Origin of the sequence: Deefgea tanakiae, assembly GCF_019665765.1 — a bacterium.
GTDB lineage: Bacteria > Pseudomonadota > Gammaproteobacteria > Burkholderiales > Chitinibacteraceae > Deefgea > Deefgea tanakiae.
In genome coordinates this window covers 1433998-1458517 of the sequence record NZ_CP081150.1, presented here as the reverse complement: position 1 = coordinate 1458517, position 24520 = coordinate 1433998, and the positions used below count along the sequence as shown (strand labels likewise).

At 47.9% G+C, this 24520-nt stretch carries 23 protein-coding genes and 1 tRNA gene; 15 read left to right on the top strand and 9 right to left on the bottom strand.

Annotation, left to right across the window (positions count from 1 at the left end; genetic code table 11):
• Window positions 1-51: 51 nt before the first annotated feature.
• A complete protein-coding gene (gene argJ / locus K4H28_RS06850) occupies window positions 52-1281 on the bottom strand; it encodes a bifunctional glutamate N-acetyltransferase/amino-acid acetyltransferase ArgJ (protein ID WP_221007627.1) in 1230 nt (409 codons plus the stop codon).
• A 329-nt stretch (window positions 1282-1610) separates the two neighbouring features.
• Between argJ and K4H28_RS06845 the strand changes: the two genes are divergently transcribed.
• The 5 genes from K4H28_RS06845 to K4H28_RS06825 all read left to right on the top strand — a co-directional run bounded on the left by K4H28_RS06845 (window position 1611) and on the right by K4H28_RS06825 (window position 6777).
• A tRNA-Pro gene (locus K4H28_RS06845) sits at window positions 1611-1687 on the top strand.
• 169 nt (window positions 1688-1856) lie between these two features.
• Window positions 1857-3248: an ATP-dependent RNA helicase DbpA gene (gene dbpA, locus K4H28_RS06840; RefSeq protein WP_221007626.1), complete on the top strand. Its 1392-nt coding sequence runs from the start codon at window positions 1857-1859 to the stop codon at window positions 3246-3248.
• 82 nt (window positions 3249-3330) lie between these two features.
• Window positions 3331-4614, top strand: a complete 1284-nt coding sequence (locus tag K4H28_RS06835) for a DUF445 domain-containing protein (RefSeq protein WP_221007625.1) — start codon at window positions 3331-3333, stop codon at window positions 4612-4614.
• Window positions 4615-4755: 141 nt separating this feature from the next.
• Window positions 4756-5826 (top strand): alkene reductase, encoded by a 1071-nt coding sequence (locus K4H28_RS06830; RefSeq protein ID WP_221007624.1) that lies wholly within the window; start codon window positions 4756-4758, stop codon window positions 5824-5826.
• Between the two features lie 165 nt (window positions 5827-5991).
• Window positions 5992-6777 (top strand): hypothetical protein, encoded by a 786-nt coding sequence (locus K4H28_RS06825; RefSeq protein WP_221007623.1) that lies wholly within the window; start codon window positions 5992-5994, stop codon window positions 6775-6777.
• A 56-nt stretch (window positions 6778-6833) separates the two neighbouring features.
• Here K4H28_RS06825 and trpC read toward each other — a convergent pair whose 3' ends face one another.
• The 8 genes from trpC to rpe all read right to left on the bottom strand — a co-directional run bounded on the left by trpC (window position 6834) and on the right by rpe (window position 13536).
• Window positions 6834-7643, bottom strand: a complete 810-nt coding sequence (gene trpC / locus K4H28_RS06820) for an indole-3-glycerol phosphate synthase TrpC (RefSeq protein WP_221007622.1) — start codon at window positions 7641-7643, stop codon at window positions 6834-6836.
• Window positions 7644-7652: 9 nt separating this feature from the next.
• Entirely contained in the window at window positions 7653-8378 is a 726-nt protein-coding gene (locus K4H28_RS06815) for a PIN domain-containing protein (protein WP_221007621.1), read from the bottom strand.
• Window positions 8379-8400: 22 nt separating this feature from the next.
• Window positions 8401-9432 carry an anthranilate phosphoribosyltransferase gene (trpD, locus tag K4H28_RS06810; RefSeq protein WP_221007620.1) on the bottom strand — a complete coding sequence of 344 codons (1032 nt, stop codon included), beginning with the start codon at window positions 9430-9432 and terminating at the stop codon, window positions 8401-8403.
• A 67-nt stretch (window positions 9433-9499) separates the two neighbouring features.
• Window positions 9500-10069, bottom strand: a complete 570-nt coding sequence (locus tag K4H28_RS06805; protein WP_221007619.1) for an anthranilate synthase component II — start codon at window positions 10067-10069, stop codon at window positions 9500-9502.
• Window positions 10070-10103: 34 nt separating this feature from the next.
• A complete protein-coding gene (trpE, locus tag K4H28_RS06800; RefSeq protein ID WP_221007618.1) occupies window positions 10104-11573 on the bottom strand; it encodes an anthranilate synthase component I in 1470 nt (489 codons plus the stop codon).
• 254 nt (window positions 11574-11827) lie between these two features.
• Entirely contained in the window at window positions 11828-12493 is a 666-nt protein-coding gene (locus K4H28_RS06795; RefSeq protein ID WP_221007617.1) for a phosphoglycolate phosphatase, read from the bottom strand.
• Between the two features lie 18 nt (window positions 12494-12511).
• Entirely contained in the window at window positions 12512-12850 is a 339-nt protein-coding gene (arsC, locus tag K4H28_RS06790) for an arsenate reductase (glutaredoxin) (RefSeq protein ID WP_221007616.1), read from the bottom strand.
• On the bottom strand, window positions 12850-13536 hold the full coding sequence (rpe, locus tag K4H28_RS06785) for a ribulose-phosphate 3-epimerase (protein ID WP_221007615.1): 687 nt from the start codon (window positions 13534-13536) through the stop codon (window positions 12850-12852). Before rpe ends, arsC begins: the two co-directional genes overlap by 1 nt.
• A gap of 220 nt (window positions 13537-13756) precedes the next feature.
• On the opposite strand from rpe, the gene apaG reads away from it, so the two are divergent.
• From apaG to K4H28_RS06735, 10 genes are all read left to right on the top strand, one after another.
• The gene (apaG, locus tag K4H28_RS06780) at window positions 13757-14134 is read left to right on the top strand and encodes a Co2+/Mg2+ efflux facilitator ApaG/CorD (protein ID WP_221007614.1); all 378 of its coding nucleotides are present in this window, start codon (window positions 13757-13759) and stop codon (window positions 14132-14134) included.
• Window positions 14134-15915: an ABCB family ABC transporter ATP-binding protein/permease gene (locus tag K4H28_RS06775; RefSeq protein ID WP_221007613.1), complete on the top strand. Its 1782-nt coding sequence runs from the start codon at window positions 14134-14136 to the stop codon at window positions 15913-15915. Before apaG ends, K4H28_RS06775 begins: the two co-directional genes overlap by 1 nt.
• A 329-nt stretch (window positions 15916-16244) precedes the next feature.
• Complete coding sequence (locus tag K4H28_RS06770) at window positions 16245-17480, top strand: amino acid permease (RefSeq protein ID WP_221007612.1); 1236 nt, start codon at window positions 16245-16247, stop codon at window positions 17478-17480.
• Window positions 17481-17551: 71 nt separating this feature from the next.
• A complete protein-coding gene (locus tag K4H28_RS06765) occupies window positions 17552-18916 on the top strand; it encodes an L-serine ammonia-lyase (RefSeq protein ID WP_221007611.1) in 1365 nt (454 codons plus the stop codon).
• Between the two features lie 35 nt (window positions 18917-18951).
• Window positions 18952-19422 carry a low molecular weight protein-tyrosine-phosphatase gene (locus K4H28_RS06760; protein ID WP_255573646.1) on the top strand — a complete coding sequence of 157 codons (471 nt, stop codon included), beginning with the start codon at window positions 18952-18954 and terminating at the stop codon, window positions 19420-19422.
• 248 nt (window positions 19423-19670) lie between these two features.
• The gene (locus K4H28_RS06755) at window positions 19671-20240 is read left to right on the top strand and encodes a TMEM165/GDT1 family protein (protein WP_221007610.1); all 570 of its coding nucleotides are present in this window, start codon (window positions 19671-19673) and stop codon (window positions 20238-20240) included.
• Window positions 20241-20315: 75 nt separating this feature from the next.
• Window positions 20316-21608, top strand: a complete 1293-nt coding sequence (locus K4H28_RS06750) for an NCS2 family permease (protein WP_221007609.1) — start codon at window positions 20316-20318, stop codon at window positions 21606-21608.
• 9 nt (window positions 21609-21617) lie between these two features.
• Window positions 21618-22184 carry an adenine phosphoribosyltransferase gene (locus K4H28_RS06745; RefSeq protein WP_221007608.1) on the top strand — a complete coding sequence of 189 codons (567 nt, stop codon included), beginning with the start codon at window positions 21618-21620 and terminating at the stop codon, window positions 22182-22184.
• A 43-nt stretch (window positions 22185-22227) separates the two neighbouring features.
• The gene (locus tag K4H28_RS06740) at window positions 22228-22776 is read left to right on the top strand and encodes a hypoxanthine-guanine phosphoribosyltransferase (RefSeq protein ID WP_255573671.1); all 549 of its coding nucleotides are present in this window, start codon (window positions 22228-22230) and stop codon (window positions 22774-22776) included.
• A 36-nt stretch (window positions 22777-22812) separates the two neighbouring features.
• Window positions 22813-24465, top strand: coding sequence for a CorA family divalent cation transporter (locus K4H28_RS06735; RefSeq protein WP_221007606.1), 1653 nt, complete (start codon window positions 22813-22815; stop codon window positions 24463-24465).
• Window positions 24466-24520 lie beyond the last annotated feature (55 nt).

Below are 24520 nucleotides of genomic sequence, written 5' to 3'. Positions count from 1 at the left end.
AAACCCGCAGGGCTTGGCCGATGCGGGTTTTTTGCTCTTATTTCAAGTCAATTAGCTTCTATAGTCTGCGTTGATCTTCACGTAATCATAAGAAAAGTCGCAAGTCCAAACGGTGGCTTGGTGTTCGCCACGGTTGAGTTTGACGGTAATGCAAATTTCCGCTTGATTCATGACCGTTTGGCCTTGGCTTTCTTGGTATTCGGGATTGCGGCCGCCGTTGATGGCGACTAGGACGTCATCTAACCAAACTTCGATGTTGTCGACGTCCAAATCCAAAATTCCAGCATAGCCAATCGCAGCCAAAATTCGGCCAAGGTTGGGGTCGGAGGCAAAAAACGCTGTTTTAACCAGTGGCGAGCGACCAATCGCGTATCCGACCGCTTTGCATTCGTCGTAGCTTGCGCCGCCTGCGACTTTAATCGTCATGAATTTAGTTGCGCCTTCGCCGTCGCGCACAATGGCCTGAGCAAGAAAGTGAGAGACTTCTTCGATAGCGGTTTGCAGTGCGAGATAGTCTGCGCTATTTGCGTCAACAATTTCAGGGTTGCCAGCTTGTCCAGTGGCGATCGCGATATAGCTATCGTTGGTGCTGGTGTCGCCGTCAACAGTAATGCTGTTGAATGATAAATCGGCGGCACGTTTGAGCATGCCTTGTAGTAGTTCTTGGCTAATTGCCGCGTCAGTGGCAACAAAGCCGAGCATCGTCGCCATGTTCGGGTGAATCATGCCCGAACCTTTGGAGATGCCGGTCACGGTGATTGTCTTACCCGCGATGGTGATTTGCTTGCTCGTGGCTTTGGGGGCGATATCGGTGGTCATGATCGCTTCGGCTGCTTGCGCCCAGTTCGCGGGTGATAAATCCGCTTTGGCTGCTGGTAATGCACCGATAATTTTTTCAAATGGAAGTGGCTCCAAAATCACGCCAGTAGAAAAAGGGAGTACTTGCTGGCTGCTGACGCCCAATTGCTCAGCAGTTGCGGCGCAGATTTTTTCTGCGCGAGCTAGTCCATCCAAGCCCGTTCCTGCATTGGCATTGCCAGTATTGATCACTAGGGCACGAATTGCATTGTTCGCGGCGAGATACTCTTGGCATAGGCGAACTGGTGCTGCGCAAAAGCGATTGAGTGTAAATACACCTGCAACACGTGAACCTGCGGCAATGGTGAAAATCGTTGTGTCACGGCGGCCTACTTTTTTGATACCAGCTGAAGCGATGCCGATTTCAACTCCGGCTACAGGAAATAACAGTGAGGGATCAATCGGTGCAAGATTAACAGGCATAAGGGCTCCAAAGTGGCGGTGAATGGGTGTTTATATAAGTTTGGCAATTGTAGCGCGCACCTATTGGTTCGTGAAAGGCATTGTCGGTGACAATTGTGAGTCGATGCATGGGGAGTGTTGATTTTTAGGTTGAAAAGCAAGCTGGCGCCGGATTGTTGGGGGTTTGTATAGATGTAACGCTTACAAAGCCCTTGTTGTGTGGCTTGATTTTGTAAAGATAATTTCATTAAAGAACAATACTTTATTTATTTTTAGCCGCCTAAGGTCTACTTTTAAGCTTGTTTTCGCTTGACCTTTGCCGCGTTGGTCTATAATATTCGGGCTCTGTTCGGGGCGTAGCGCAGCCCGGTAGCGCACCTGGTTTGGGACCAGGTGGTCGTGAGTTCGAATCCCACCGCCCCGACCAGACTTCTTGCTTTGCTTCATGTCAGTTTCACCTCTGCATTACCAATCTAAATCGCAGTAATCTTAGTAATTCCCTTAGAATGCTTGTAGTGCAATGAATTGATTTAAGCGGCTCTGCTTAATCTTTCAGCTATGCCATTTGGCTTGCTTTCTATCTTTTTGGGTTTGCTATGACTAAAACGCCGTTTTCTGCTTTAAATTTGCCTGCCGAGATGCTGGATAACTTGGAATCACTGGGCTTTGAGGCGATGACGCCGATTCAGGCTGCGAGTTTGCCAATTTTGCTTGAAGGTGGCGACATTATTGCCAAAGCCAAAACGGGCAGCGGTAAAACGGCAGCCTTTGGTATTCCTTTACTGCAAAAACTCAATATCAATTTGCACCGCGTTCAGGCTTTGGTGTTGTGCCCAACGCGCGAATTAGCTGATCAGGTCAGCAAAGACTTGCGTCGTTTGGGTCGCCATTTACCGAATTTAAAAATCCTGACTTTGTGCGGCGGTACGCCGTTGACACCACAAGCGGCCTCGCTCGCGCATGGCGCGCACGTGGTGGTTGGCACGCCGGGGCGTATTCAGGATCATTTGCATAAAAATACATTGATCGTAAAGCAAGTCAGCACCTTGGTGCTGGATGAAGCCGACCGTATGCTCGATATGGGCTTTGGCGGGGAAGTGCAAGATGTGATTGATTTCTTGCCAAAATGGCGTCAAACGATGCTGTTTTCGGCAACGTATCCAGAAGGGATTCGTAAACTTTCTGCGTCAATTCAGCGCTCGCCAACTGAAGTAACGGTTGAGTCTTTGCACGACCAAGTTTATATCGAGCAGCAGCTATTTTTAGTCAAAGACAATGGCGAAAAAGCCGATTTGCTCAAACGCATTTTTGCGCATCACCAACCCGCATCGAGCGTCGTATTTTGTAATACCCGCCAAGACTGCATGGATCTGGCGCGTAGCCTGCAAAATGACGGCTTTGATGCGATTGAATTGCATGGTGAACTTGAACAGCGCGATCGCGATTTGACCTTAGTGAAATTCGCCAACGGCAGTTGCCCGATTTTGGTTGCGACCGATATGGCTGCGCGTGGCTTGGATATTAAAGACTTGGCTGCGGTAGTGAATTACGAATTGCCGTACGATCCTGAAATCTATGTGCATCGCATCGGCCGTACGGGGCGCGCGGGTAAAAAAGGTTTGGCGTTTAGCTTAGTTTCACCGTCGCAAGTGAAGCGTCAACGTACGATTGAAGAATACCTCGAGTTGCCAATTCCTGAAGGGAAAGAGGCGGATCTTAAAATTAACGGTGATTTCGCCTTGCCTGCCAAAATGGCGACACTGTGCTTTGATGCCGGTCGCAAGCAAAAAGTGCGCCCAGGTGATGTGGTTGGTGCATTAACGGGCGATGGTGGCATTCCGAATGAAGCGATTGGCAAAATTGATTTGTTCGAGTTCAGAACTTATGTCGCGGTTGAATTGCAATACGCCGCACAAGTGTTAAAGCGTCTTGGTAATGATAAAGGCAAGCTCAAAGGCAAGCCGGTTAAAGTTCAAAAAGTAAACTAAGATAGGTATTGATTGCTAGTCATTATTGATCAATGGCTAGCAGCAAATACCTATCATTTGCATTCTGGTATTGAGGTCTTCAATGTCAAGCAATCCACCCGCAATTCGCCCTTACGATCTCAAACTACAAAGATTAAATCAGCACAAGCGCCGCGCTACGGCGTTGTTGGTGTTGATGCTGATTATTATGCTGGTGTCCGGCTACTATCGCCGCGAATATCCATCGCTCGGTTATGTGGTGGCGTTTGCCGAGGCCGCTTTGGTTGGTGGCTTGGCCGATTGGTTTGCCGTCACGGCGTTGTTTCGTCATCCACTCAATTTACCGATTCCTCACACTGCGATTATCCCCAAAAACAAACATCGCATTGCCGATAGCTTGGGCGAGTTTATTGAAACGCATTTTTTGTCGTCTGAGCGCATTATGTCCAAGGTGCGCGAATTTAATCCGGCAATGCGCTTGGGGTTGTGGCTACAGCAGTTGGTCAATGCCAAAGCGGCATCCGATCAAGTGGCACGGTTGCTGGATTTTGTTTTGCAAAGCTTGACTGAGCCCGCAATGGTACTGCGTTTGCGTGAATTGATGCGTCAGCAATTGGGTCAAATTGATTTGGTCAAACCCGCCGGCGAAATTTTGGCGGTAATTCGGCAAAGTGGTCAACACCAAGTGTTGCTTGATGTGGTGCTTACGCATTTGGATAGCGAACTACAAAAGCCGGCGTTGCAGCAGCACATTGCTAACATCATCGCTGCTGAGTTTGATTACTTGCGCTGGATTTCGCTCGATGAAGCCGGTGGTCGCTATATGGCGCGCAAATTAGTCCATGCGGCTGGACGCGAAGTACAACAAATGCGCGAAATGGCGGATCACCCACTGCGTGCGCATTTTGATACGGCACTGGCTGATTTGCAGCAGCGTTTGGTGCACGATCAAGCGCTGCAACATCAGCTAAAAACGACGCAAGAACATCTACTGGCTCAACCGACTTTACTCAATGCTATCGATGGTATGTGGGCGAGAGTGGTGGCGTGGCTGGCTGATGATTTGGCCAGGCAAGACTCCGTGTTGCGCAGCAAATTGGCCAATAGTCTGCAGCACTTTGGACTGCGTTTAGCGAGCGATGTGGTGTTGGCCGATTGGCTCAATCGCCACGTCCGAGTTGCTGCTGGGCAGTTGGTCAAAAAGTATCGCCGCCAAATCGGTCAATTTATTGCCGAGCAACTTAAAGCATGGGATGACGAAGTGATGGTCGAGCGGCTTGAGGTGAATGTCGGGGTAGATCTGCAATTTGTGCGGCTGAATGGCACTTTAGTTGGTGGTCTGATTGGACTTACTTTGTATAGCTTGCATCAAATTGTCATGGTGTAGCACAGGATGATTTTTATATTTGCAGTGATTATATTCTCGAAGCATTGATATGCTTGTTATTGCTTGCTGTATCTCCATCTAATTAAAGATAAGTATGTTTGTTGAAAGTACCCTTTGATTGAGCCTACTGGAGAACTTCGCATGTTGTTTGATCCTCTGCAGCACCCCCGTTTGGCCTTGCAAAATCGTATCGTGATGGCGCCGTTAACGCGCAGTCGGGCGATCGATAATATCCCTAACCAAATCATGGCTGATTACTATGGGCAGCGCGCAGGTGCAGGTTTAATTATTACCGAGGGCACATCGCCTTCGGCTGATGGCCTAGGTTACGCCCGTATTCCAGGTCTATTCAATGCTAAGCATGTTGCAGGCTGGCAGCTCAGTACGGCTGCCGCGCATCGTGGTGGCGCTAAAATATTTGTTCAACTGATGCATTGCGGCAGGGTAACGGGCGAGGCGAATTTGCCAGTAGGGGCGCGAGCAGTTGGGCCTACTGACAAAGTACTTGAAGGCGAAATTTACACTGATGTTGCAGGGATGCAGCCGCACGCGCTACCACACGCCTTGGCCGAAGCTGAAATCCCTGCCTTGATTGCTGAGTATGTCAATGCGGCAAAGTTGGCGATTGAGGCTGGATTTGATGGGATTGAGTTGCACGCTGCAAATGGCTATTTGCTCGAGCAATTTTTAAATGCCAACGTCAATACGCGTGAAGATGGATACGGCGGTGGCGCTGCGGCAAGAAATCGGATCGTGCTTGAAGTGGCGCAGGCGTGTGTGGCAGCGATTGGCGCAGATAAAGTCGGCATTCGGGTGTCGCCATACGGTGTATTTAATGGTACGGCAGAGTTTGCCGGTATTGTGGGGCAATACGTCGAGCTAGCGCAGGGCCTGTCCGAGATTGGCCTGGTTTATATCCATTTGGTCGATCATTCGGCCATGGGGGCGCCAGAAATGCCGTCCACGTTTAAGTCGCAATTGCGTGCAGCATTCAAGGGCTTATTTATTGCCTCTGGTGGTTTTGAAGCTGGCAGTGCTGAGGCGGCACTTGTTGCGGGTCAGGCTGATTTGGTGGCTTTTGGTCGAGCGTTCATTAGCAATCCTGATTTGCCAAAGCGGATGCAGCAAGGTTTGCCATTGACCGAGCCCGACGCCAATACCTTTTATACGCCGGGTCCAGTCGGTTACAGCGATTATCCAGTCGCGGCATAATTAATTTGGGGTAAACCCTCGGCTTAGCCGAGGGGAGATTGATTGTGTTTTATTTTGAAGTTAAGTCTAAACACCCTTTTGGCGGTCAAAAGCAACATTCATTTAAACGCTCAGCTTTGAGAGGACGAGAATAGTAGTTGGTTCTCACCTTTATTGGAGCTAAAAATGAACAAGATAATTTTTGCCGCATCGCTGCTACTTAGCGCGCCAGTACTGGCAGACTCTCTGGACGATAGCGCACAGAAAACCAATCAATTAAGTAGTCAGCAAGAATCCCAGCAAGTGGTTAATGCACTGGCAACAACTTATTCAGGCTTGGCGGGCTCAAAAGAAAATGCCGTGCAGTTAGCCAATGCGCTTCGCACAGGTCAAAGCGCTACCATTACGGTTTCTGGCTCGTCCACGGTTCTGAATGCTTCGAACAAAACGATGGGCTGGGGTGGTGTTAATAATACTTTGGCCTTAAGTGGCGCCATGATGCAAAAAAATCCGGGTATGACTTTGCAACAGGCATTGGCTACTGTGACTGCGCAACGTAGCTCGGGAATGGGCTGGGGGGAGATTTCCAACTCCTTAGGGCTGAATATGGGCTCTGTTGTTTCCAAGAGTCAGGAAGCACATCGCTCCCTGAGTCGCTCAGGGCAGTCTGAGCGAGTTGAAAAAGCCGAAAAATCCGAAAAAGTTGAAACTGAGCATGGCGTCGAAGTGGCGCACAAAGAAGGCGTCGATGATCAGCGGCAGTCCAGTCGCAATAATAGTCAGTCTGACGATTCTGGAAGCAAATCAAGCCGTTCATCTGGCGGGGCTGATGATGCTAGTAGCAAATCGAGTAGTTCTTCAGGCGGCAAGTCGGGCGGGGATAGTGGCAAAGGAAGCTCTGGTGGAGGTAGCAGTGGCGGCAAGGGTGGTGAAGGTGGCGGCAAAGGAGGGGAAGGTGGTGGTAAAAAATAGTGGATGTATAAGGCTCTAATTGTTGCTGAATATTAATCAGAGCCTTATACCTAGTTTTATTTGTAAATCGGATCAAATAGCTCACTCAAACCTCGCCCCGGCGAGGTTTGGCGCATAAACGCTTCGCCGACCAAGTAGGTATGCACATTGTGATCGTGCATTAATTGCACATCACTCGGCGCGTGAATCCCGCTTTCGCAGACTGCAATTCGATTGCCACCAGCGTCAATAATGCGTGGCAGCAAGTCGATGGTGGTTTGCAAGCTCACTTCAAACGTGCGCAAGTTGCGGTTATTGACACCAACGAGCGGCGTCGTCAATTGCAACGCAGCATCAAGCTCTTCACCGTTATGCACTTCGACCAAGACGGCCATACCCAATTGATGTGCTAACGCTTCAAAGTCACGCATTTGCGCCAAATCGAGCTCGGCGGCGATCAGTAAAATGCAATCCGCGCCCCAAGCGCGCGCTTCATAAAACTGATATTCATCCACCATAAAGTCTTTGCGCAGCGCCGGAATGTTGCACGCTGCACGCGCTGCTTTAAGATAATCTGCATGGCCTTGGAAATACTGCACGTCAGTTAACACTGACAAGCAAGCCGCCCCATTCGCTTCGTAATCAGCAGCAATTTCTGCCGGAACAAACGGATCACGCATTACGCCCTTGCTGGGGCTGGCCTTTTTGATTTCGGCAATCACACCCGCTTTACCCGCCGCATGTTTCGCGCGAATCGATGCAACGAAGTCACGATGGTCTTTGTTTGATTCCGCCTGTGCGCGGATCTCGGTGAGCGGAATGAGTTTTTTAGCAGCAGCGACTTCTTCAAACTTCGTCGCCCAGATTTTTTTTAGAATGTCGGACATATAATCTTCTTAAAATAAATATGAAATTCGTTTTTGATTTACGGAGATTTTTTTATTTTGCTTTAGCAGGTTAAAAATTGCCGTTGGATTTAGATCAGATTTTTTCTTAAGGTATTGAGCATTGATGTGATTTACTAAAGTAGTTTCAGTTCTTGGGCGTTTTAGTTTTTCGACTTTACCTAAGTTTGAAATTAAATGTTCTAGTATCTCTGTGTTTGATAATTTTTTGGGTGCAGGTGCAGGTGCAGGTGCAGGTGCAGGTGCAGGTGCAGGTGCAGGTGCAGGGTCGTTACGAACTTCTAATGTCGCTGAAGTGATATTTTCTGTTATTTGAGCTTGAATATCTGTCGTATTATCGCTCTGGCTAATAAGAGGAGGAATGTTTTTAACTCTTTCGCAGTGATGTCCTTGGCTTATTATGTGTTTTATAAGAACGTCATAATCATTATCGCCAGAGGCAATGTAAATTTTACATTGAACTGAGGTGTTTTCTTTTGTTGCAATAAAATAACCAAGATAATAAGCAATGTGGAAATCAAGAGCGTTGCGGCCATTTCCCCCCATTTGAATCCACTCAACGGCCTTACCTAGTCTTTGAGTTTTTTTTACGATGTCTAAATTTATCTTGGTTTGTGAGTGGCCCACAAAAATAACAACCATGTCATTATTTGGGTCAATTTCTTCATAAGATAAATTCTGTAGATTTTCGAAATCAACAAAAAATAATTTGTTCATTAATGTCTCTATCGATGGTGAATTACACTTGGCTCAGTTTACGAGTGAATGCAATCAGTGCATCCAACTTGGCCTTCGCCGTCCCACTCGCAATCACTTCATGTGCCGCGTTAATGCCATCTTCCAGCGTGACCGCTAAATTAGCAGCATAAATCGCTGCTCCTGCATTCAATAGCACTATGTCGCGGCAAGGGCCCGTTGCGCCATTCAGGATGCCTTCGATGATGGCTTTGGATTCGGCTGCGTTACTGGCGTGCAACGACTTAATGTCGGCCAATTCAAAGCCGAAGTCTTGCGGGTTGATTTCGTATTCAATAATTTCGCCATCTTTGAGTTCGGCGATCATCGTTGGCGTGCTGATTGAGATCTCATCCATGCCATCTTTGCCGTGTACGATCAGTATATGCTTAGAGCCTAATTGCTTTAATACTCGCGCTTGAATACCTACTAGGTCAGGGTGAAATACGCCCATAACTTGATTGTCCGCACCAGCAGGATTGGTTAGAGGCCCAAGAATGTTGAAAATTGTTCGTACGCCCAATTCTTTACGCACTGGTGCAACGTATTTCATTGCGCTGTGGTGATTTGGTGCGAACATAAAGCCCAAGCCGACTTCATCGATGCACTGGCCGACTTGCTCTGCAGTTAAATTAAGATTGACGCCAAACGCTTCCAGCACGTCTGCCGAACCTGAACTTGAAGACACTGAACGACCGCCGTGTTTGGCGACTTTGGCGCCAGCCGCTGCAGCGACAAATGAGGCGCAGGTCGAAATATTAAACGTATGTGCGCCATCGCCACCGGTGCCGCAAGTGTCGACCAAGTGGCGACGATCTTGCACGGCTACCTTGGTTGAAAACTCGCGCATTACCGTGGCAGCGGCGGCGATTTCAGAGACGGTTTCGACCTTGGTGCGTAGGCCAATCAATAGCGCGGCGATTTGTGCTTGCGTCATTTCGCCGGACATAATTTGCCGCATTAAATACAGCATTTCATCGTAAAACAGTTCGTTGTTGTCGATCAGGCGATTCAGGGCGGCTTGTACAGTAATCATTTTTGAACTCAATTATTGGGTTTGTTGGCGTAAAGAAGCCGACCTACGGGTCGGCTTGCGCTTAGTATTACGCCCATTCTTTGAGGAAGTTATCGAGCATTTTATGCCCGTGTTCGGTCAGGATCGATTCAGGGTGAAATTGCACGCCTTCAATTGGCAGTGTTTTGTGGCGTACGCCCATGATTTCACCATCGGCAGTCCAAGCTGTGACTTCAAGACACTCTGGGAGTGTTTCACGCTCAATTGCCAATGAGTGATACCGCGTTACTGTAACGGGTGAGGGTATGTCTTTGAACATGCCGATATCGTTATGAATAACTGGCGATACCTTGCCATGCATCAGCGTTTTGGCGTGTAGTACGACGCCGCCAAAAGCCTCACCAATCGCTTGGTGACCCAAGCAAACGCCCATGATGGGCAATTTACCAGCGAAATGTTTAATCGCAGCAATTGAAATTCCCGCCTCAGCAGGCGAGCAAGGGCCGGGAGAAATCACTAAATATTTGGGATTGAGTGCCGTAATTTCTTCGATGGTGATTTCATCGTTGCGGTGCACTTGTACGTCTTGGCCGAGTTCGCCAAAGTATTGCACGAGGTTGTAAGTAAAACTATCGTAGTTATCGATCATCAGTAGCATGGCGGTATCCTTTATTCTCAATAGGGGGCGGCGCTTAAGCGTCTAGCCCTTGTTCAGCAAGTTCTGCTGCGCGTAAAACAGCGCGCGCTTTATTGAGGGTTTCTTGCCATTCACTTTGTGGTACTGAGTCGGCGACAATGCCAGCACCAGCTTGCATATACAGTGTTTCGTTTTTGACGACGGCGGTACGCAGCGCGATGGCCACGTCCATATCGCCGTTAAAACCGAGGTAACCCACTGCGCCAGAATAAACGCCCCGTTTAGTTGGCTCTAATTCGTCGATGATTTCCATCGCACGCACTTTCGGTGCACCAGAAACGGTACCCGCAGGAAAGGTGGCTTTCAAGACGTCAATTGCGCTTAGTTTCGGTTTGAGCTTGGCTTCCACGCTTGAGACGATGTGCATCACATGCGAGTAGCGCTCAACGATCATTTTGTCGACGAGTTTAACCGAGCCCGTTTGCGCTACACGGCCAGCATCGTTGCGGCCTAGGTCGATTAGCATCACGTGTTCGGCGATTTCTTTTTCGTCGGCGAGTAATTCTTGTTCAAGTGCCAGATCTTCAGCGCGGTCTTTACCGCGTGTGCGTGTTCCGGCGATCGGGCGTACTGTCACGGTGTCGTCTTCTAGGCGAACCAAGATTTCGGGTGAAGCGCCAACGATTTGCATGTCGCCAAAGTCGTAATAAAACATATACGGCGATGGGTTGATGCTGCGTAGTGAGCGGTACAGCGACATCGCCGATGCAGCAAATGGCGTGCTCATGCGTTGCGCTAACACCACTTGCATCACGTCGCCGTCTTTGATGTAGTCTTTTGCGATCAGTACGGCGGATTTAAAAGCTTCTTCGCCAAATTCAGAAATTGGGGTGCTTTGTTGTTCCGTCGCCAGTGACAAAGGAATATTGGCTGGCTCGCGTAATTTCATACGCAAGTCATGGATGCGCGCTTCGGCTTTATCAAACGCCATTTCGTTATTTGGGTCGGCATACACGACCAAGAATAATTTACCGCTGAGATTGTCGACGACAACGATTTCTTCGGAGAGCAGCAATTGAATGTCGGGCGCACCAATTGGATCTGGCTTTTCGCAGCTAGCGAGTTTGCGCTCGATATAACGTATTGTTTCATAGCCAAAGTAGCCGACCAATCCACCCATAAAGCGCGGCAGGCCATTAGTCGGTGGCGCTTTAAAGCGGGCTTGATAGTTTTCAATAAAATCGAGCGGGTTGCCATCGTATGTTTCGATGACGTGATCATTGTGTATCAGCTCGGTTTTGTTGCCGCAGACTTTTATGCGGGTGCGTGCTGGCAAGCCAATAAATGAATAGCGTCCGAAGCGTTCGCCACCGACCACAGATTCAAGCAAATAAGAATAGGGGCGGTTGGCGAGCTTGAGGTAAACCGAAAGCGGGGTATCTAGATCTGCGAATAATTCTTGGATCAGTGGGATGCGGTTGTAACCTTGGCTGGCCAAGGCATCAAATTCAAAGCGGGAAATCATGGGTGTTACTCCAAATCAATAGAAGAAGGGCGTGTGTGCGCTAAATCAGCGACGCCATCGCCATTCAAGTCCTTCAAATCCTTGGATGAAGGTCGGTGCGGAGTAAAAAGCCATGTTGAGTGATTTCTATAAAAATCGAAGATTGAGCTGCAATTGTGCGTGAACTACGGCATATCGTCAAACTCGCCAACGTATCCGTCAGATTCGCACGTATTACCAGCAAAATTATTGCTGATTGAACTTAAATAGCGGGTTTAGTTTAGGTCTAAATAATCGCGTAATTCGTCAAAGCGATGAATTACCGCATCTGCGCCCAGTGATTCGATATTGCTGCCGTAGCCATAACTCACTGCAATCACCGGACACCCCGCTGCGCGCGCTGCAAGGATGTCGTTTTCTGAGTCGCCCACCATCAGCATATCGGCTAGCTCGACTTTCAGTTGCAAGGCGGCAAATTGTAGCGGCTCCGGTGCAGGTTTCTTTTTGGGTAGGCTGTCGCCAGCAACAATCACATCAAAGTGTTCAAATACACCCAATTCGCGCAGCAATGGTATGGTGAAACGTTCTGGCTTATTGGTCACAATCGCGAGCGGCATGCCGCGCTCATGCAGCATATGCAGGGTTTCTTGCACTTTGGGGTAAAACTGCGTAGCGATAGACAGCCCAGCACGATAGTGCTCGTTAAAGCGGTCCATGCCCTCTACCTGCATGGCTGTGCCAGTATATTCTGCACTGTTGCTATCAGCCAATACCCTTGCCACCAAGCTGGCAGCACCGTCACCAACAAAACTGGCTACGCGATCGCTACTGAGTTCGGCCAAGCCCAAATCAGCGCGTGCTAAGTTGGCAGCTCTGGCCAGATCGTGAATTGAATCGACAAGGGTGCCGTCTAAATCAAATGCGCAGGCGGTGATCGGCATGAGGTTCTCTATTTTCAATTACAAGATGCTAAGGATACGCGCTAAGGGGCGACCGATGGCGGCTTTGTTTTGGTGAATCAAAATGGGTCGTTCAATCAGCTTGGGGTGCCGAACCAATAAGTCGATGATATCGGCATCGGTCAGGATTTTTCCTGCGCTAAGCTCACGCCAAAGCTCTTCTTTTTGTCGAACCAAGTCCAGTGGCGAGATATTGAGCTGGCTGAGTAACTCAATTACCTCAGCTTCGGAAAGCGGGTCTTCGAGATAGCGGCGAATCGTGGGAGCGTGACCGCGCTCCTCGAGTGCAGCTAAAGCCTCGCGGCTTTTGCTGCAACGTGGGTTGTGCAGTAACTGCATTATTTCACCTTCTTGACCGACTCGAGTTCAACACGCATCTGATCAATCACCGCTTTGTAGTCGGGCTGGCTATAAATCGCTGATCCCGCAACAAAAGTATCGACGCCTGCCGCAGCAATTTCGGCAATATTGTCGACTTTGACGCCGCCATCGATTTCCAACCAGATTTCACGACCTGTTTTGGCGGTGTAGGCATCAATCAGTGCGCGGGCTTGACGCGCTTTGGCGAGTGTCGCAGGAATAAAAGATTGGCCGCCGTAACCCGGATTCACCGACATCAGCAAAATCATATCGATTTTATCCATCACGTAATCGAGATAATGCAGTGGCGTTGCTGGATTAAATACCAAGCCTGCTTTACAGCCACACTCTTTAATTAAACCCAGTGAGCGATCGATGTGCTCAGAGGCTTCAGGGTGAAAAGTAATGATGTTGGCGCCAGCCTTGGCAAAGTCAGGAATGATGCGATCAACAGGTTTTACCATCAAATGCACATCAATCGGCGCATCAGTCCATGGGCGAATTGCATCGCACACCAAAGGGCCAATCGTTAAATTAGGTACGTAATGGTTGTCCATCACGTCAAAGTGAATAATGTCGGCGCCTGCCGCGATGACGTTTTTAACTTCTTCACCCAGGCGGGCAAAGTCGGCAGACAAAATGCTAGGGGCGATGCGAAAGGTCATAACGGGCTCCTTGTTGATCAATCGATATATGTAAGTATCCGTGCAAGAATTGTATGGCGAGGCGAGACAACGATGCTAGAAAGCTCTTGCTTAACTACTTAGGATTACAAAATTAGCCTAGTTTGCCAGTTTATCGCGAAAACAAGATGACTTTGCTCAATATGCTGCACGCAGGCTGGTAAACTGCTGCATCGAAGCAAATCGTCGCAGTGAGGAATATATGGAACATTCTTATAAGGTGAGCGTGCAAGCGCGGCCATTTTATCTGGCCGAACAATCTGATGAAAGCAGTGAGCAATATACCTTTGCCTACCAAATCACCATTACCAATGAAGGCTCAGTAGCGGCTAAATTGTTGTCGCGGCATTGGATTATTGAAGATGCAGAAGGCAAAACGCAGGAGGTGCGTGGTGAAGGTGTAATTGGCGAGCATCCTGAGTTGGCGCCAGGTCAAAGCTTTGAGTACACCAGTGGTGTTACGCTCAATTCGCCTGTGGGCACCATGCGCGGCAGTTATCAAATGATTGCCGCTGACGGCACTGAGTTTGAAGCTCCGATTGAACAATTTGTACTTTCTATGCCACGGACACTGCATTAATGCCTCCTTCAAGTAATACCAACCCCAGCACTGAGTCACGTAACGACTGGAAAACGATTTCAACCTTATTGCCGTATTTATGGCAGTACAAATTCCGCGTGGCACTAGCGCTTACGCTGCTTTTTGTTGCTAAGTTTGCCAGTGTCGCAGTGCCTTTGGTGCTTAAAGACATTGTGGATAGTTTGGATTCAAAAAATGCCGCGCTGTTGTTTCCTCTGTCGCTGATTCTGGCTTATGGCGCGTTGCGCTTAAGTACGGCTATTTTAGGCGAGCTGCGCGATGCGGTGTTTGCCAAAGTCACGCAAGGCGCGATTCGCAAAGTCGCGTTGCAAGTCTTTGAGCACTTGCATCGACTCTCGCTGCGTTTTCATTTGGAACGGCAAACCGGCGGCATGAGTCGGGATATTGATCGCGGCACTAAAGGCATTTCGTTTTTACTCAACTTTATGTTGTTTAATATTTTGCCAACCTTGGTCGAGATCAGTCTGGTCGCGATTATTCTGCTCAAAAAATACCATTGGACGTTTGCGGCGGTTACTTTCGGCACGGTGGCGGTGTATATCGCATTTACGCTGGGTATTACCGAATGGCGCATGCGTTTTCGTCGCGACATGAATGAAATGGATTCCAAAGCGAATACCCGAGCGATTGATAGCTTGATCAATTATGAAACGGTCAAATACTTTGGCAACGAGCGCTGGGAGGCCGAGCGCTACAACAATAGTATGCAAAAGTGGGAAGCTGCGGCGGTGAATAACCAAGTCTCACTATCATTTTTGAATGCGGTGCAAGCCAGTATTATTGCGGTGGGGATTACGCTGCTCGTTGGTATGGCGGCCGATGGCGTAGTGCAAGGCACGATGACCTTGGGTGATTTGGTCTTGGTCAATGCATTCTTGTTGCAATTGTATGGCCCGCTTAATTTCTTGGGTTTTGTGTACCGTGAAATTAAAAATTCACTCGCCGATATGGAAAAAATGTTTGGTTTGCTTGGCAAAGGTGCAGAAATCTCAGACAAACCGACCGCAAAAATTTTGCAAACGCAGCAGGCTGCGGTTGAGTTTAGCCATATCAATTTTGGCTACGAAGACAATCGGCAAATTTTGCAGGATGTGAGTTTTACGATCCCGGCTGGTAAAACGGTGGCGGTAGTTGGTGCGAGTGGCGCAGGTAAATCGACATTGTCGCGCTTGCTCTATCGTTTTTACGATGTCGATAGCGGTCAAATTTCAATTAACGATTTGGATTTGCGAGACCTCACTCAAGCCAGTTTGCGCGCTCATATTGGTATTGTGCCGCAAGATACTGTGCTTTTTAACGACACTATTTTTTACAATATCGCCTATGGTCGTCCAACTGCGAGTAAAGAGGAAGTCATTGAGGCGGCCAAGTCGGCGCACATCTACGATTTTATTCTCAGCTTGCCGGATGGATTTGAAACCACCGTCGGTGAGCGTGGTTTAAAATTGTCGGGCGGTGAAAAACAACGTGTGGCGATTGCGCGAACGATTCTCAAAAACCCACCGATTTTGATTTTTGACGAGGCGACCAGTGCGCTTGATTCACATACTGAAAAGGCGATTCAGGCTGAACTTAAGGCGATTTCTGCTAATCGCACCACGCTCATCGTGGCGCATCGTTTGTCGACCATTTCAGAGGCGGATCAGATCTTGGTGATGCGCGAAGGTCAAATCGTTGAGCGTGGTCATCATCGTGAATTGTTGGAGCAAAACGGTGTGTATGCACAGATGTGGGCTTTGCAGCTCAATTCTGAAGATTGATCTTTAGTGTATAGTCAGCTAGACGTTATTATTTAATGGCTGGCTGGCTATACCTATTAATTTTGGTTTTAATGTGCTTTGTCAGTTGTACGCGTCAGCCTCTTCCTGTTGTGCTTCCTCTTTTTCTCAAATACATAATTTCTCTGTGGCTGATATACGGCAAAAACCTAGTCTGTCGACGATATCTGTTTAAAATCAAGACCCAGTCAAATCCCACCTGCTTTGTGTGAATATTACACAGTCTTTATTTTTTTCTTCGCGTGTAATTGCATCCAGCTTGACTACATAACGTCGCCGCACTTGTCGTGTTTATTTACAGGGATGCAAAAATGACTTTAGATCGGAAGGATTGGGAATGGGTTTTGACCTGTTTTGGTACTGCAGTTGGGGCGGGGATTTTGTACCTGCCGATTCGTGCGGGTATGGGTGGCATATGGTCGATGCTGATATTGACGGCGATTATTTTTCCAATCACTTATGTGGCACATCGTGGGATTACGCGGGTCGTTGCATCATGCCCGCAGCCCACCGACATCATTGGTGCCGTTGAGCACGATTTAGGGCGAAACGTAGGTTTTGCCGTGTCTATTCTGTATTTTCTCTCGATTGTGACGATTTGCGTAGGCTACGCAACTGGTGTTACCAATATCGTCGCTTCGTTTTTGGAAAACCAGATGGGCATAGAAGGGTTCTCGCGAACCATTTTAACTTTCTTGCTGCTGGCTAGTTTGACCGGTGTGATTTTGGCTGGTGAGAAGTTCATGGTGCGTGTTACGTCGTTTATGACATTCCCTTTGATTGTCATGTTGGCCGGCTTGTCGATCTATATGATCCCACAGTGGAATTTGTCGGTACTTAATACACCGTTTGAATCAGCTGAGGTTCTTAAAAATCTATTGCTGCTATTTCCGGTGCTGGTGTTTGCGATGAATTTTTCGCCTGTGTGTTCGACACTGGCTGCGTCGTACCGTGCTCGTTACAGTGCCAATGAGGCCGTTGCCCGCACTGATGGCATTATCAAATGGACCTCTCTGATTCTATTAGTATTTGTGATGTTTTTTGTGTTTTCTATGGTATTGGCGACCTCACCTGAAGTGTTGGCCTCATCACAAGAGAAAAATATCGACATTCTGACGACGATGTCCCTGATTGTGTCGCAACCCTTTTTGCGTTATTTAATCCCCGCGATTGCATTTTTGGCGATTGCCAGTTCCTACTTTGGTCACTTTGTTGGCACCCGTGAAGGCTTGGTGGGGATAACCACTCGAGTAATGACTTGGAGCAACCCTGCTGCCGAAGCAAAGCTTGATCGCAAGAAAATTAATTTAGTCGTTACCTTGGTTATGATGCTGGGTCTTTGGTTTCTGGCGGTTTACAACCCGCCTATCCTGAAAATTATCGGTGCTTTGTCGGCGCCCGTGATTGCGATCTATGCTTACTTAATGCCAGTAATGTTGATGAAACGGATTCCACGTTTGATGATTTACCAGTCGCGCACTGCAGGCTTTATTTTTGTGATGGGTGTGGTTGGCATTCTGGGCGATTTTGTCGGTAGCTATTTGTAATAATAAATGGGTGGCGCACAACGCCACCTATTTTGCCGCCAGCGGTGATCCCGTTGGCAGAGGTGGTTTTGATGTTAAGTGTGTTTGACTTATTTAAGATTGGAATTGGCCCGTCGAGCTCGCATACCGTAGGGCCGATGGTCGCGGCAAAAGCCTTTGTCGACCAATTGGGTGAAAAACAAAGTCAGGTTGCTCGTATTCGTGTCGATTTTTATGGTTCGTTGGCTTTAACAGGTGAGGGGCATGGTGCTGTAGCTGCCACTTTGCTTGGGCTTGAAGGCCATACACCGAAATACGTGAATCCTGATTTTGTTTCATTACGATTGATTGGCTTACAACAAGCCGATGCGCAGCTGATGTTATCCGGTCAGTTTGCTGTGCCATTTGATTTTGGTAAAGACTTGATTTTACAGCGGCATTTGTTTTTAAAGCAGCACCCCAATGGGATGCGACTGCGCGCATATGATAAGGATGCTCGCGAAATTGCCAATGAGGTGTACTTCTCGGTGGGGGGCGGTTTTGTGGTGCATGAGGCGGACTTTGGCCAGGTGCCCGCGGCCACTCAAGATGTACCTTATCCGTTCCAAACGGCGGCAGACCTAATGGCGCATTGCCGTGCTCAGCAGTTGTCGATTGCGCAAATTGTGATGGCCAATGAGGTTGCGTTGCAACCTGAAGCCGCAGTCAGAGCTCAAGTGCTAGAAATTGCGAATGTAATGCAGCAGTGCATTCAAAATGGCTGCACCCGCGAAGGTGAGTTACCGGGGGGCTATCGAGTGAATCGACGTGCTCCCGCTATTTTTCGCAAAATGGTCGGCATGCAGTTAACGGGGCGCGCTGATTTTATGTTGTGGCCCATGGTCTATGCTTTTGCGGTTTCAGAAGAAAACGCTAGTGGTGGCCGAGTTGTTACTGCGCCTACCAATGGCGCGGCAGGGATTATTCCTGCGGTGCTGCAGTATTATCGTAATTTTACGCCTACTGCGAATGAAGCTGGCATTGTTGATTTCTTGCTCACGGCCGCTGCGATTGGCATGTTGTACAAAATGAATGCTTCAATTTCTGGGGCCGAGGTGGGTTGTCAGGGCGAGGTGGGTGTAGCTTGCTCAATGGCGGCTGGCGCTTATTGTGCCGTGTTAGGTGGTACTTTAGAGCAGGTTGAAAATGCCGCTGAAATCGGGATGGAGCATCATTTAGGCTTGACTTGTGACCCTGTGGGCGGCTTGGTGCAAATTCCGTGCGTTGAGCGAAATGGCGTGGCAGCAGAAAAAGCTATCAAAATTGCCCAACTGGCGCTGATGGAAAGTGGTGAGCATAAAGTGACTTTAGATAAGGTCATCGAAACCATGTATCGCACCGGTATGGATATGCATAATACCTACAAGGAAACCTCTTTAGGTGGCTTGGCGCTGACAGTTGGGATTCCTGCTTGTTAATATCGGACACTAATACAGAATTTAGGATTTCTTGAATGTATAAAGTGCTTATGGTTTGCACGGGTAATATTTGCCGCAGCCCCACGGCGGATGGGGTGTTGCGGCACCTCATCACTGAACAGCGATTGACGAATCAAATCGAAGTCGATTCGGCGGGAACGCAAAGCTATCATGTTGGGGAGGCTCCAGACCGTCGCTCTCAAAAACATGCTTTGCGACGGGGTTATGATTTATCAAATCTGCGTGCGCGTCAGATGAAAAGCACCGATTACGCCGAGTACGATTTAATTTTGGCTATGGATCGCAGCCATTTAAATTACCTGAAGCAGTATTGTCCGGTTGAATACCAAGAAAAACTAAAGCTGTTTTTGTCTTTTACAGCGCAAACCACCGAGCAAGAAGTGCCAGATCCTTACTATGGTGGTGACCAAGGCTTTGAGCATGTGCTTGATTTAGTCGAAGACGCTTGCCAAGGCGTTTTGCAGTCCATCCTCAAAACAAGGTAAATCCCTTATTTGCGCCGAGGATGCAAAAGGGGATAAAATGCGCGCTTACCCTTCGGGGGAGTAGTCGCCTGTACTGATTTGATTTACTCAAACTGTATAGGGCTTATGTCAACATATTTGCGGATTTTCGCATGGCATAAGCAGTGAAGCAGCTTGGCTGTTTTGCCTGACGAGACCTGAAGCTATTGACCGTGCTCATGGATGGGCCGCGGAGATAGCTTCATGTCCTGCCCATCCGGAGCGCTGTGATGTTTGATACGTTTTTAATTTCGACGGGTGTTGTTGCTATTGCCGAAATGGGCGACAAAACTCAATTACTGTCTTTGATTCTTGCTGCCCGTTTTCGTCGGCCATTGCCGATTGTTGCGGGCATTTTTGTTGCTACTGTACTCAATCACTTTGCTGCCGCGTGGATTGGGCAACAAGTTGCTGGTTTAATTTCAGCTGATATTTTGCGTTGGGTTGTTGGTTTGGGTTTCTTGGTAATCGCAGCATGGGCTTTGATTCCGGATACGATTTCAGAAGAAGAATCACAAGTTAAACCGTATGGTGCATTTGTAGCGACAACAATCGCCTTCTTTTTGGCGGAAATGGGTGATAAAACGCAAGTTGCGACTGTTGCGCTTGCTTTAAAATACGCCCCGTTGTGGCAGGTAGTACTGGGGACGACCTTGGGGATGATGTTAGCGAATGTGCCTGCGGTGTATCTTGGCAATTGGATCTCATCAAGGATGCATATCCTCAGAATGGTGCGTTTTGTAGCTGCGGGGATTTTTGCGGTCATTGGCGTAATGGCCTTGCTGGGTGTCGCTGGCTAAACGAATTGGGGCATAAGAACGAGCCGAAAGGCTCGTTTTTTTATTATTTTGATAAAAATAGTACGGGGGTTGGTGATGTTGGAGTCATTTTTTAAGCTCAAAGAGCATGGTACTGATGTAAGGACGGAAGTGATTGCGGGTTTCACCACCTTCTTGACTATGGCCTACATTGTGTTTGTTAACCCGTCGATTCTGGCTTTGACGGGTATGGATTTTAACGCGGTCTTTGTGGCAACGTGTTTAGCTGCCGCGATGGGAACGGCCATTATGGCCTTGGTTGCCAATTACCCAATTGCACTCGCACCTGGTATGGGTTTGAACGCTTATTTCACGTTTACCGTGGTTCAAGGTATGGGCGTGCCGTGGCAAACCGCGCTGGGCGCGGTGTTTATCTCCGGTATTATTTTTCTGGTTGTGAGTCTATTTAAAGTGCGTGAGGCGATTGTGAATGCCATTCCTCACTCATTGAAACTGGCTATTTCTGCCGGTGTAGGTATGTTTTTGGCGATTATTGCGCTAAAAAATGCCGGTGTTGTCGTTGGTTCTCCAGCCACCTTGGTGACTCTGGGTGATATTCATGCTCCGCAAACACTGCTTGCGATTTTAGGTTTTTTCATGATTGTGGCCATGGAGTACCGCAAAATTCATGGTTCTATCATTATCGCTATTTTGACAATCACTATGTTGTCGATTGCAATGGGCTTGAGTGAGTTTAAAGGTGTGTTTTCGATGCCACCTTCAATGGCGCCGACCTTTATGCAGATGGATTTAGCTGGCGCATTAAATGCAGGCTTGCTCGGTGTTATTTTTGTTTTCTTCTTTGTTGATTTGTTTGATACCACTGGTACCTTGATTGGTGTTTCGCATCGTGCGGGCTTGCTGGATAAAGATGGAAAGTTGCCGCGTCTGAAAAAAGCCCTGTTGGCAGATTCGGTTGCGATTACTGCCGGTGCTGCGATGGGTACTTCGTCGACGACAGCGTATATTGAATCTGCAGCAGGTACAGCCGTGGGCGGCCGCACTGGTTTGACGGCGCTGGTTGTTTCTTTACTCTTTTTGGCTGCACTTTGGTTTTCGCCGTTGGCTGCAACAGTGCCAGCGTATGCCACTGCACCTGCTTTATGCTACGTCGCGGTATTGATGGCGCGTGGTTTGGCTGAAATCGAATGGGATGATCTGACTGAGTCTGCGCCTGCAGTAATGACTGCTTTTGCGATGCCGTTTACGTTTTCAATTGCTGATGGTATCGCTTTTGGTTTTATTAGCTATACCGTAATCAAGCTACTAGCCGGTCGTTATAAAGATTTGAGTGTTGCCGTTTTGGTAATTACTGCCTTGTGGATTGTTAAATTTGCGTTTTTCCACTGAGAGAAATAAATGATGTTAAGCCCTAGCTTGGATGAGCCGCCGTACGCAGATTATATTCGATCGCGTATCCGCACCGTACCCAATTGGCCGCAAGCTGGGGTGATGTTTCGCGACATTACACCCTTGCTGCAAGATAAAAAGACCTTCCGTGTCTTGGTTGATATTTTTGTTCATCGGTATATGGACCAAAAATTAGACGTTGTCGCTGGTGTTGATGCGCGTGGTTTTATTTTGGGCGCAGTTGTTGCCTATGAACTCAATTTAGGCTTTGTTCCCATTCGCAAGAAAGGCAAGCTGCCTTTTGATACGATCTCAGAAGAGTATGAGCTTGAATATGGCTCGGCTATAGTTGAATTGCACGCCGATGCCTGTAAGGCTGGTGATCGTGTGTTGCTGATTGATGATTTGGTGGCGACTGGCGGTACGATGATTGCTGCTGCCAATTTGCTCAAGCGTATTGGTGCCGAGGTCGTTGAGGCGGCTGCGATTGTTGATTTGCCCGAGTTGGGCGGTTCAAAATTGGTGCAGCAAGAAGGTATTTCACTGTTTACTGTATGTGATTTTTCTGGTCATTAAGCCAGTTAAGTGTTGATTTTTATTTAAAGGATTTATCGTGACGATGCAATTGCCTGAGGCTAGAACTATTCTTGATAACGCAGACTGTCTGCATGATGAAGTTGAAGTCAATGCCGCGCTCGACAAAATGGGTGAGGCAATGTGCGCTGCCTTGGCGCACACCAACCCTGTGGTCTATACCGTCTTGAATGGTGGTTTAATTGTATCTGGGCATTTGCTGCCTCGTTTGCGTTTTCCGCTAGAAATTTCATACATGCACGCGACTCGATATCGTAATGAAACTAGCGGTGGCGCATTGGATTGGAAAGTGAAACCGCGCGAAGATTTACGGGGCCGTACGGTCGTGATTGTGGATGATATTTTAGATGAAGGTCACACCTTGGCGGCAATTGTTGACTATTGCAAGCAGCAAGGTGCAAGCGCGGTTCATGTTGCAGTGTTAATTGATAAAAAACACAATCGTAAGGCGCCAGGTATTAAAGCTGATTTTGTTGGGATGGAAGTTGAAGATCGATTTTTATTTGGCTGCGGGATGGATTATCAAGGCTATTGGCGAAATACCTTGGCGGTCTACGCAGTAAAAGGCTTGTAAGCAGTCTGTTGCGCTGTTTGCAATCATGGGGGTTTCATGGCAACCAGCGCAGATATTGTTGTTAAGCATTTTCGCCAGATTTTAATTTGGCCCTTGCAGCTGATGCCTTACGAGGTCAAGGGGCAGGGCAGTACGATGGGTCGACATTGGTTGCAAATGTTGAAGTACGCCGAGGCGGATTCTCCATGGCAGCCACGCCCCACTGAGTTTGACGGTGATCCTGCCGAATTTCAGGAGCGGCATTACCGTGAGTTTGTTACCTTCCTGCCTTATGTGCAGCGCTTCTTATATGGTGAAGGTCGCTCAAATAATCTAAATTCTGATCAATTCGGTCAGTCTCCATTGCATGTGTTTCGTCGGAATGATATTCGCAAAATTGTCATGATGTTTAAGGACGGTGCGGTCCATCATTTCTCGGTTGCGCATATCGACTTATATTTCTTTTATGACATTGATGTCGTTATTCTTGCATTTGAAATTCAGGGCGACAACTTACCTTTAAAGCGTGTTCAAGATGCTTTGTTTCGATTTGGTCGAGCATTTCCAGCGCAGTGGGATGAAGATCATACAGCCGCTAGTTGCCTAAGGAAGGTTGCATGGCTGGATGAGCAGGGTGATGTATTGGCTTCATCCGATTACGAGGATAGGGAAGGGTATTTGTCCCATCTTGGGCGTTATCGTGCGCCAAAGATGGCTGCGCACTGGGAGTTTTTGCTAAGCCCTTTGGTTCTCCATCATTCATCTGCGCTGGGTTTGATTCGCTATCGGCAAATTGAATACCACCGCATGCCAATTATGGCTTATCTTGCTGTTGATGATCCCTTTGCACTTTCTGAAGAGGATTTTTATCGCTTAGGCATGGTGACTAGGCCCGGTGATGGGGACGCTTTGCCTTATACCCGCAAGGTCTTTGAAGAATTTGAACAAAATTGCTGTTTTGACCGTTTTTGGATACCCGATCGCAAACATATTTCTGCTTCAACACGCATGATGTGCAATGGACATGCCTTTGTTTTGGTTGGGACGCATGGAAGTGAATTTTATTCTGATCCTCATACTGGCGCGCTGGGTCAATTTCGGCATCAATATTTTCTACTGGGGCTTATTGCTCACTTTCATAAAGCGGCATTGCTGATGTTTTCAGATCGCTTGGCGGTGGCGTTGGCCGACCTGAATCTGGAGGACGTACGTTCAGTTCGAAAATTCAAGCGAGAGATACGACATTTGCAAGAGGCATTTTTGCGATTTAATCAGCGCTATTGGTTTCGCGAGGTCTCAAATCAAATTATATCTGACCAAATTTATCAGATGTTACATCGGCATTTGGAGGTGAGCCGCTTGCATCAAGATGTTCGGGATTCAATCCAGAGTATGAGCCAATATCTTGAAAATGATGATTTACGCCGACAAGCCGATACGGTGGTTCGGCTGACTGTGGTAACCATATTTGGCTTGATTGGCACAACGGTAACTGGTTTTTTGGGAATGAATTTATTTTCCTTGGCAGAACAATCAACGGTTGATCGGGCGTTGTATTTTATTTCCGTATTTATCGTTATGCTGGTTTTGACCTTTTTTACCGTAGCCAAATCGAAGGCATTTTCTGAGTTTTTGGACGCAGTTGCGGATGAACGCATGTCGTGGAGCGCAAAGCTGTTCATGTTTTTAAGAATTTGGCGGCGAAAATAGTATGAATATACTGCATGAAGAAGTGATGATTGCGCATCTCAAATTTGTGGCGAAC

Coding starts and splice junctions, on each gene's coding strand:
- argJ (WP_221007627.1), bottom strand. CDS start 1,281: ATGCCTGTTAATCTTGCACCGATTGATCCCTCACTGTTATTTCCTGTA.
- dbpA (WP_221007626.1), top strand. CDS start 1,857: ATGACTAAAACGCCGTTTTCTGCTTTAAATTTGCCTGCCGAGATGCTG.
- K4H28_RS06835 (WP_221007625.1), top strand. CDS start 3,331: ATGTCAAGCAATCCACCCGCAATTCGCCCTTACGATCTCAAACTACAA.
- K4H28_RS06830 (WP_221007624.1), top strand. CDS start 4,756: ATGTTGTTTGATCCTCTGCAGCACCCCCGTTTGGCCTTGCAAAATCGT.
- K4H28_RS06825 (WP_221007623.1), top strand. CDS start 5,992: ATGAACAAGATAATTTTTGCCGCATCGCTGCTACTTAGCGCGCCAGTA.
- trpC (WP_221007622.1), bottom strand. CDS start 7,643: ATGTCCGACATTCTAAAAAAAATCTGGGCGACGAAGTTTGAAGAAGTC.
- K4H28_RS06815 (WP_221007621.1), bottom strand. CDS start 8,378: ATGAACAAATTATTTTTTGTTGATTTCGAAAATCTACAGAATTTATCT.
- trpD (WP_221007620.1), bottom strand. CDS start 9,432: ATGATTACTGTACAAGCCGCCCTGAATCGCCTGATCGACAACAACGAA.
- K4H28_RS06805 (WP_221007619.1), bottom strand. CDS start 10,069: ATGCTACTGATGATCGATAACTACGATAGTTTTACTTACAACCTCGTG.
- trpE (WP_221007618.1), bottom strand. CDS start 11,573: ATGATTTCCCGCTTTGAATTTGATGCCTTGGCCAGCCAAGGTTACAAC.
- K4H28_RS06795 (WP_221007617.1), bottom strand. CDS start 12,493: ATGCCGATCACCGCCTGCGCATTTGATTTAGACGGCACCCTTGTCGAT.
- arsC (WP_221007616.1), bottom strand. CDS start 12,850: ATGCAGTTACTGCACAACCCACGTTGCAGCAAAAGCCGCGAGGCTTTA.
- rpe (WP_221007615.1), bottom strand. CDS start 13,536: ATGACCTTTCGCATCGCCCCTAGCATTTTGTCTGCCGACTTTGCCCGC.
- apaG (WP_221007614.1), top strand. CDS start 13,757: ATGGAACATTCTTATAAGGTGAGCGTGCAAGCGCGGCCATTTTATCTG.
- K4H28_RS06775 (WP_221007613.1), top strand. CDS start 14,134: ATGCCTCCTTCAAGTAATACCAACCCCAGCACTGAGTCACGTAACGAC.
- K4H28_RS06770 (WP_221007612.1), top strand. CDS start 16,245: ATGACTTTAGATCGGAAGGATTGGGAATGGGTTTTGACCTGTTTTGGT.
- K4H28_RS06765 (WP_221007611.1), top strand. CDS start 17,552: ATGTTAAGTGTGTTTGACTTATTTAAGATTGGAATTGGCCCGTCGAGC.
- K4H28_RS06760 (WP_255573646.1), top strand. CDS start 18,952: ATGTATAAAGTGCTTATGGTTTGCACGGGTAATATTTGCCGCAGCCCC.
- K4H28_RS06755 (WP_221007610.1), top strand. CDS start 19,671: ATGTTTGATACGTTTTTAATTTCGACGGGTGTTGTTGCTATTGCCGAA.
- K4H28_RS06750 (WP_221007609.1), top strand. CDS start 20,316: ATGTTGGAGTCATTTTTTAAGCTCAAAGAGCATGGTACTGATGTAAGG.
- K4H28_RS06745 (WP_221007608.1), top strand. CDS start 21,618: ATGATGTTAAGCCCTAGCTTGGATGAGCCGCCGTACGCAGATTATATT.
- K4H28_RS06740 (WP_255573671.1), top strand. CDS start 22,228: ATGCAATTGCCTGAGGCTAGAACTATTCTTGATAACGCAGACTGTCTG.
- K4H28_RS06735 (WP_221007606.1), top strand. CDS start 22,813: ATGGCAACCAGCGCAGATATTGTTGTTAAGCATTTTCGCCAGATTTTA.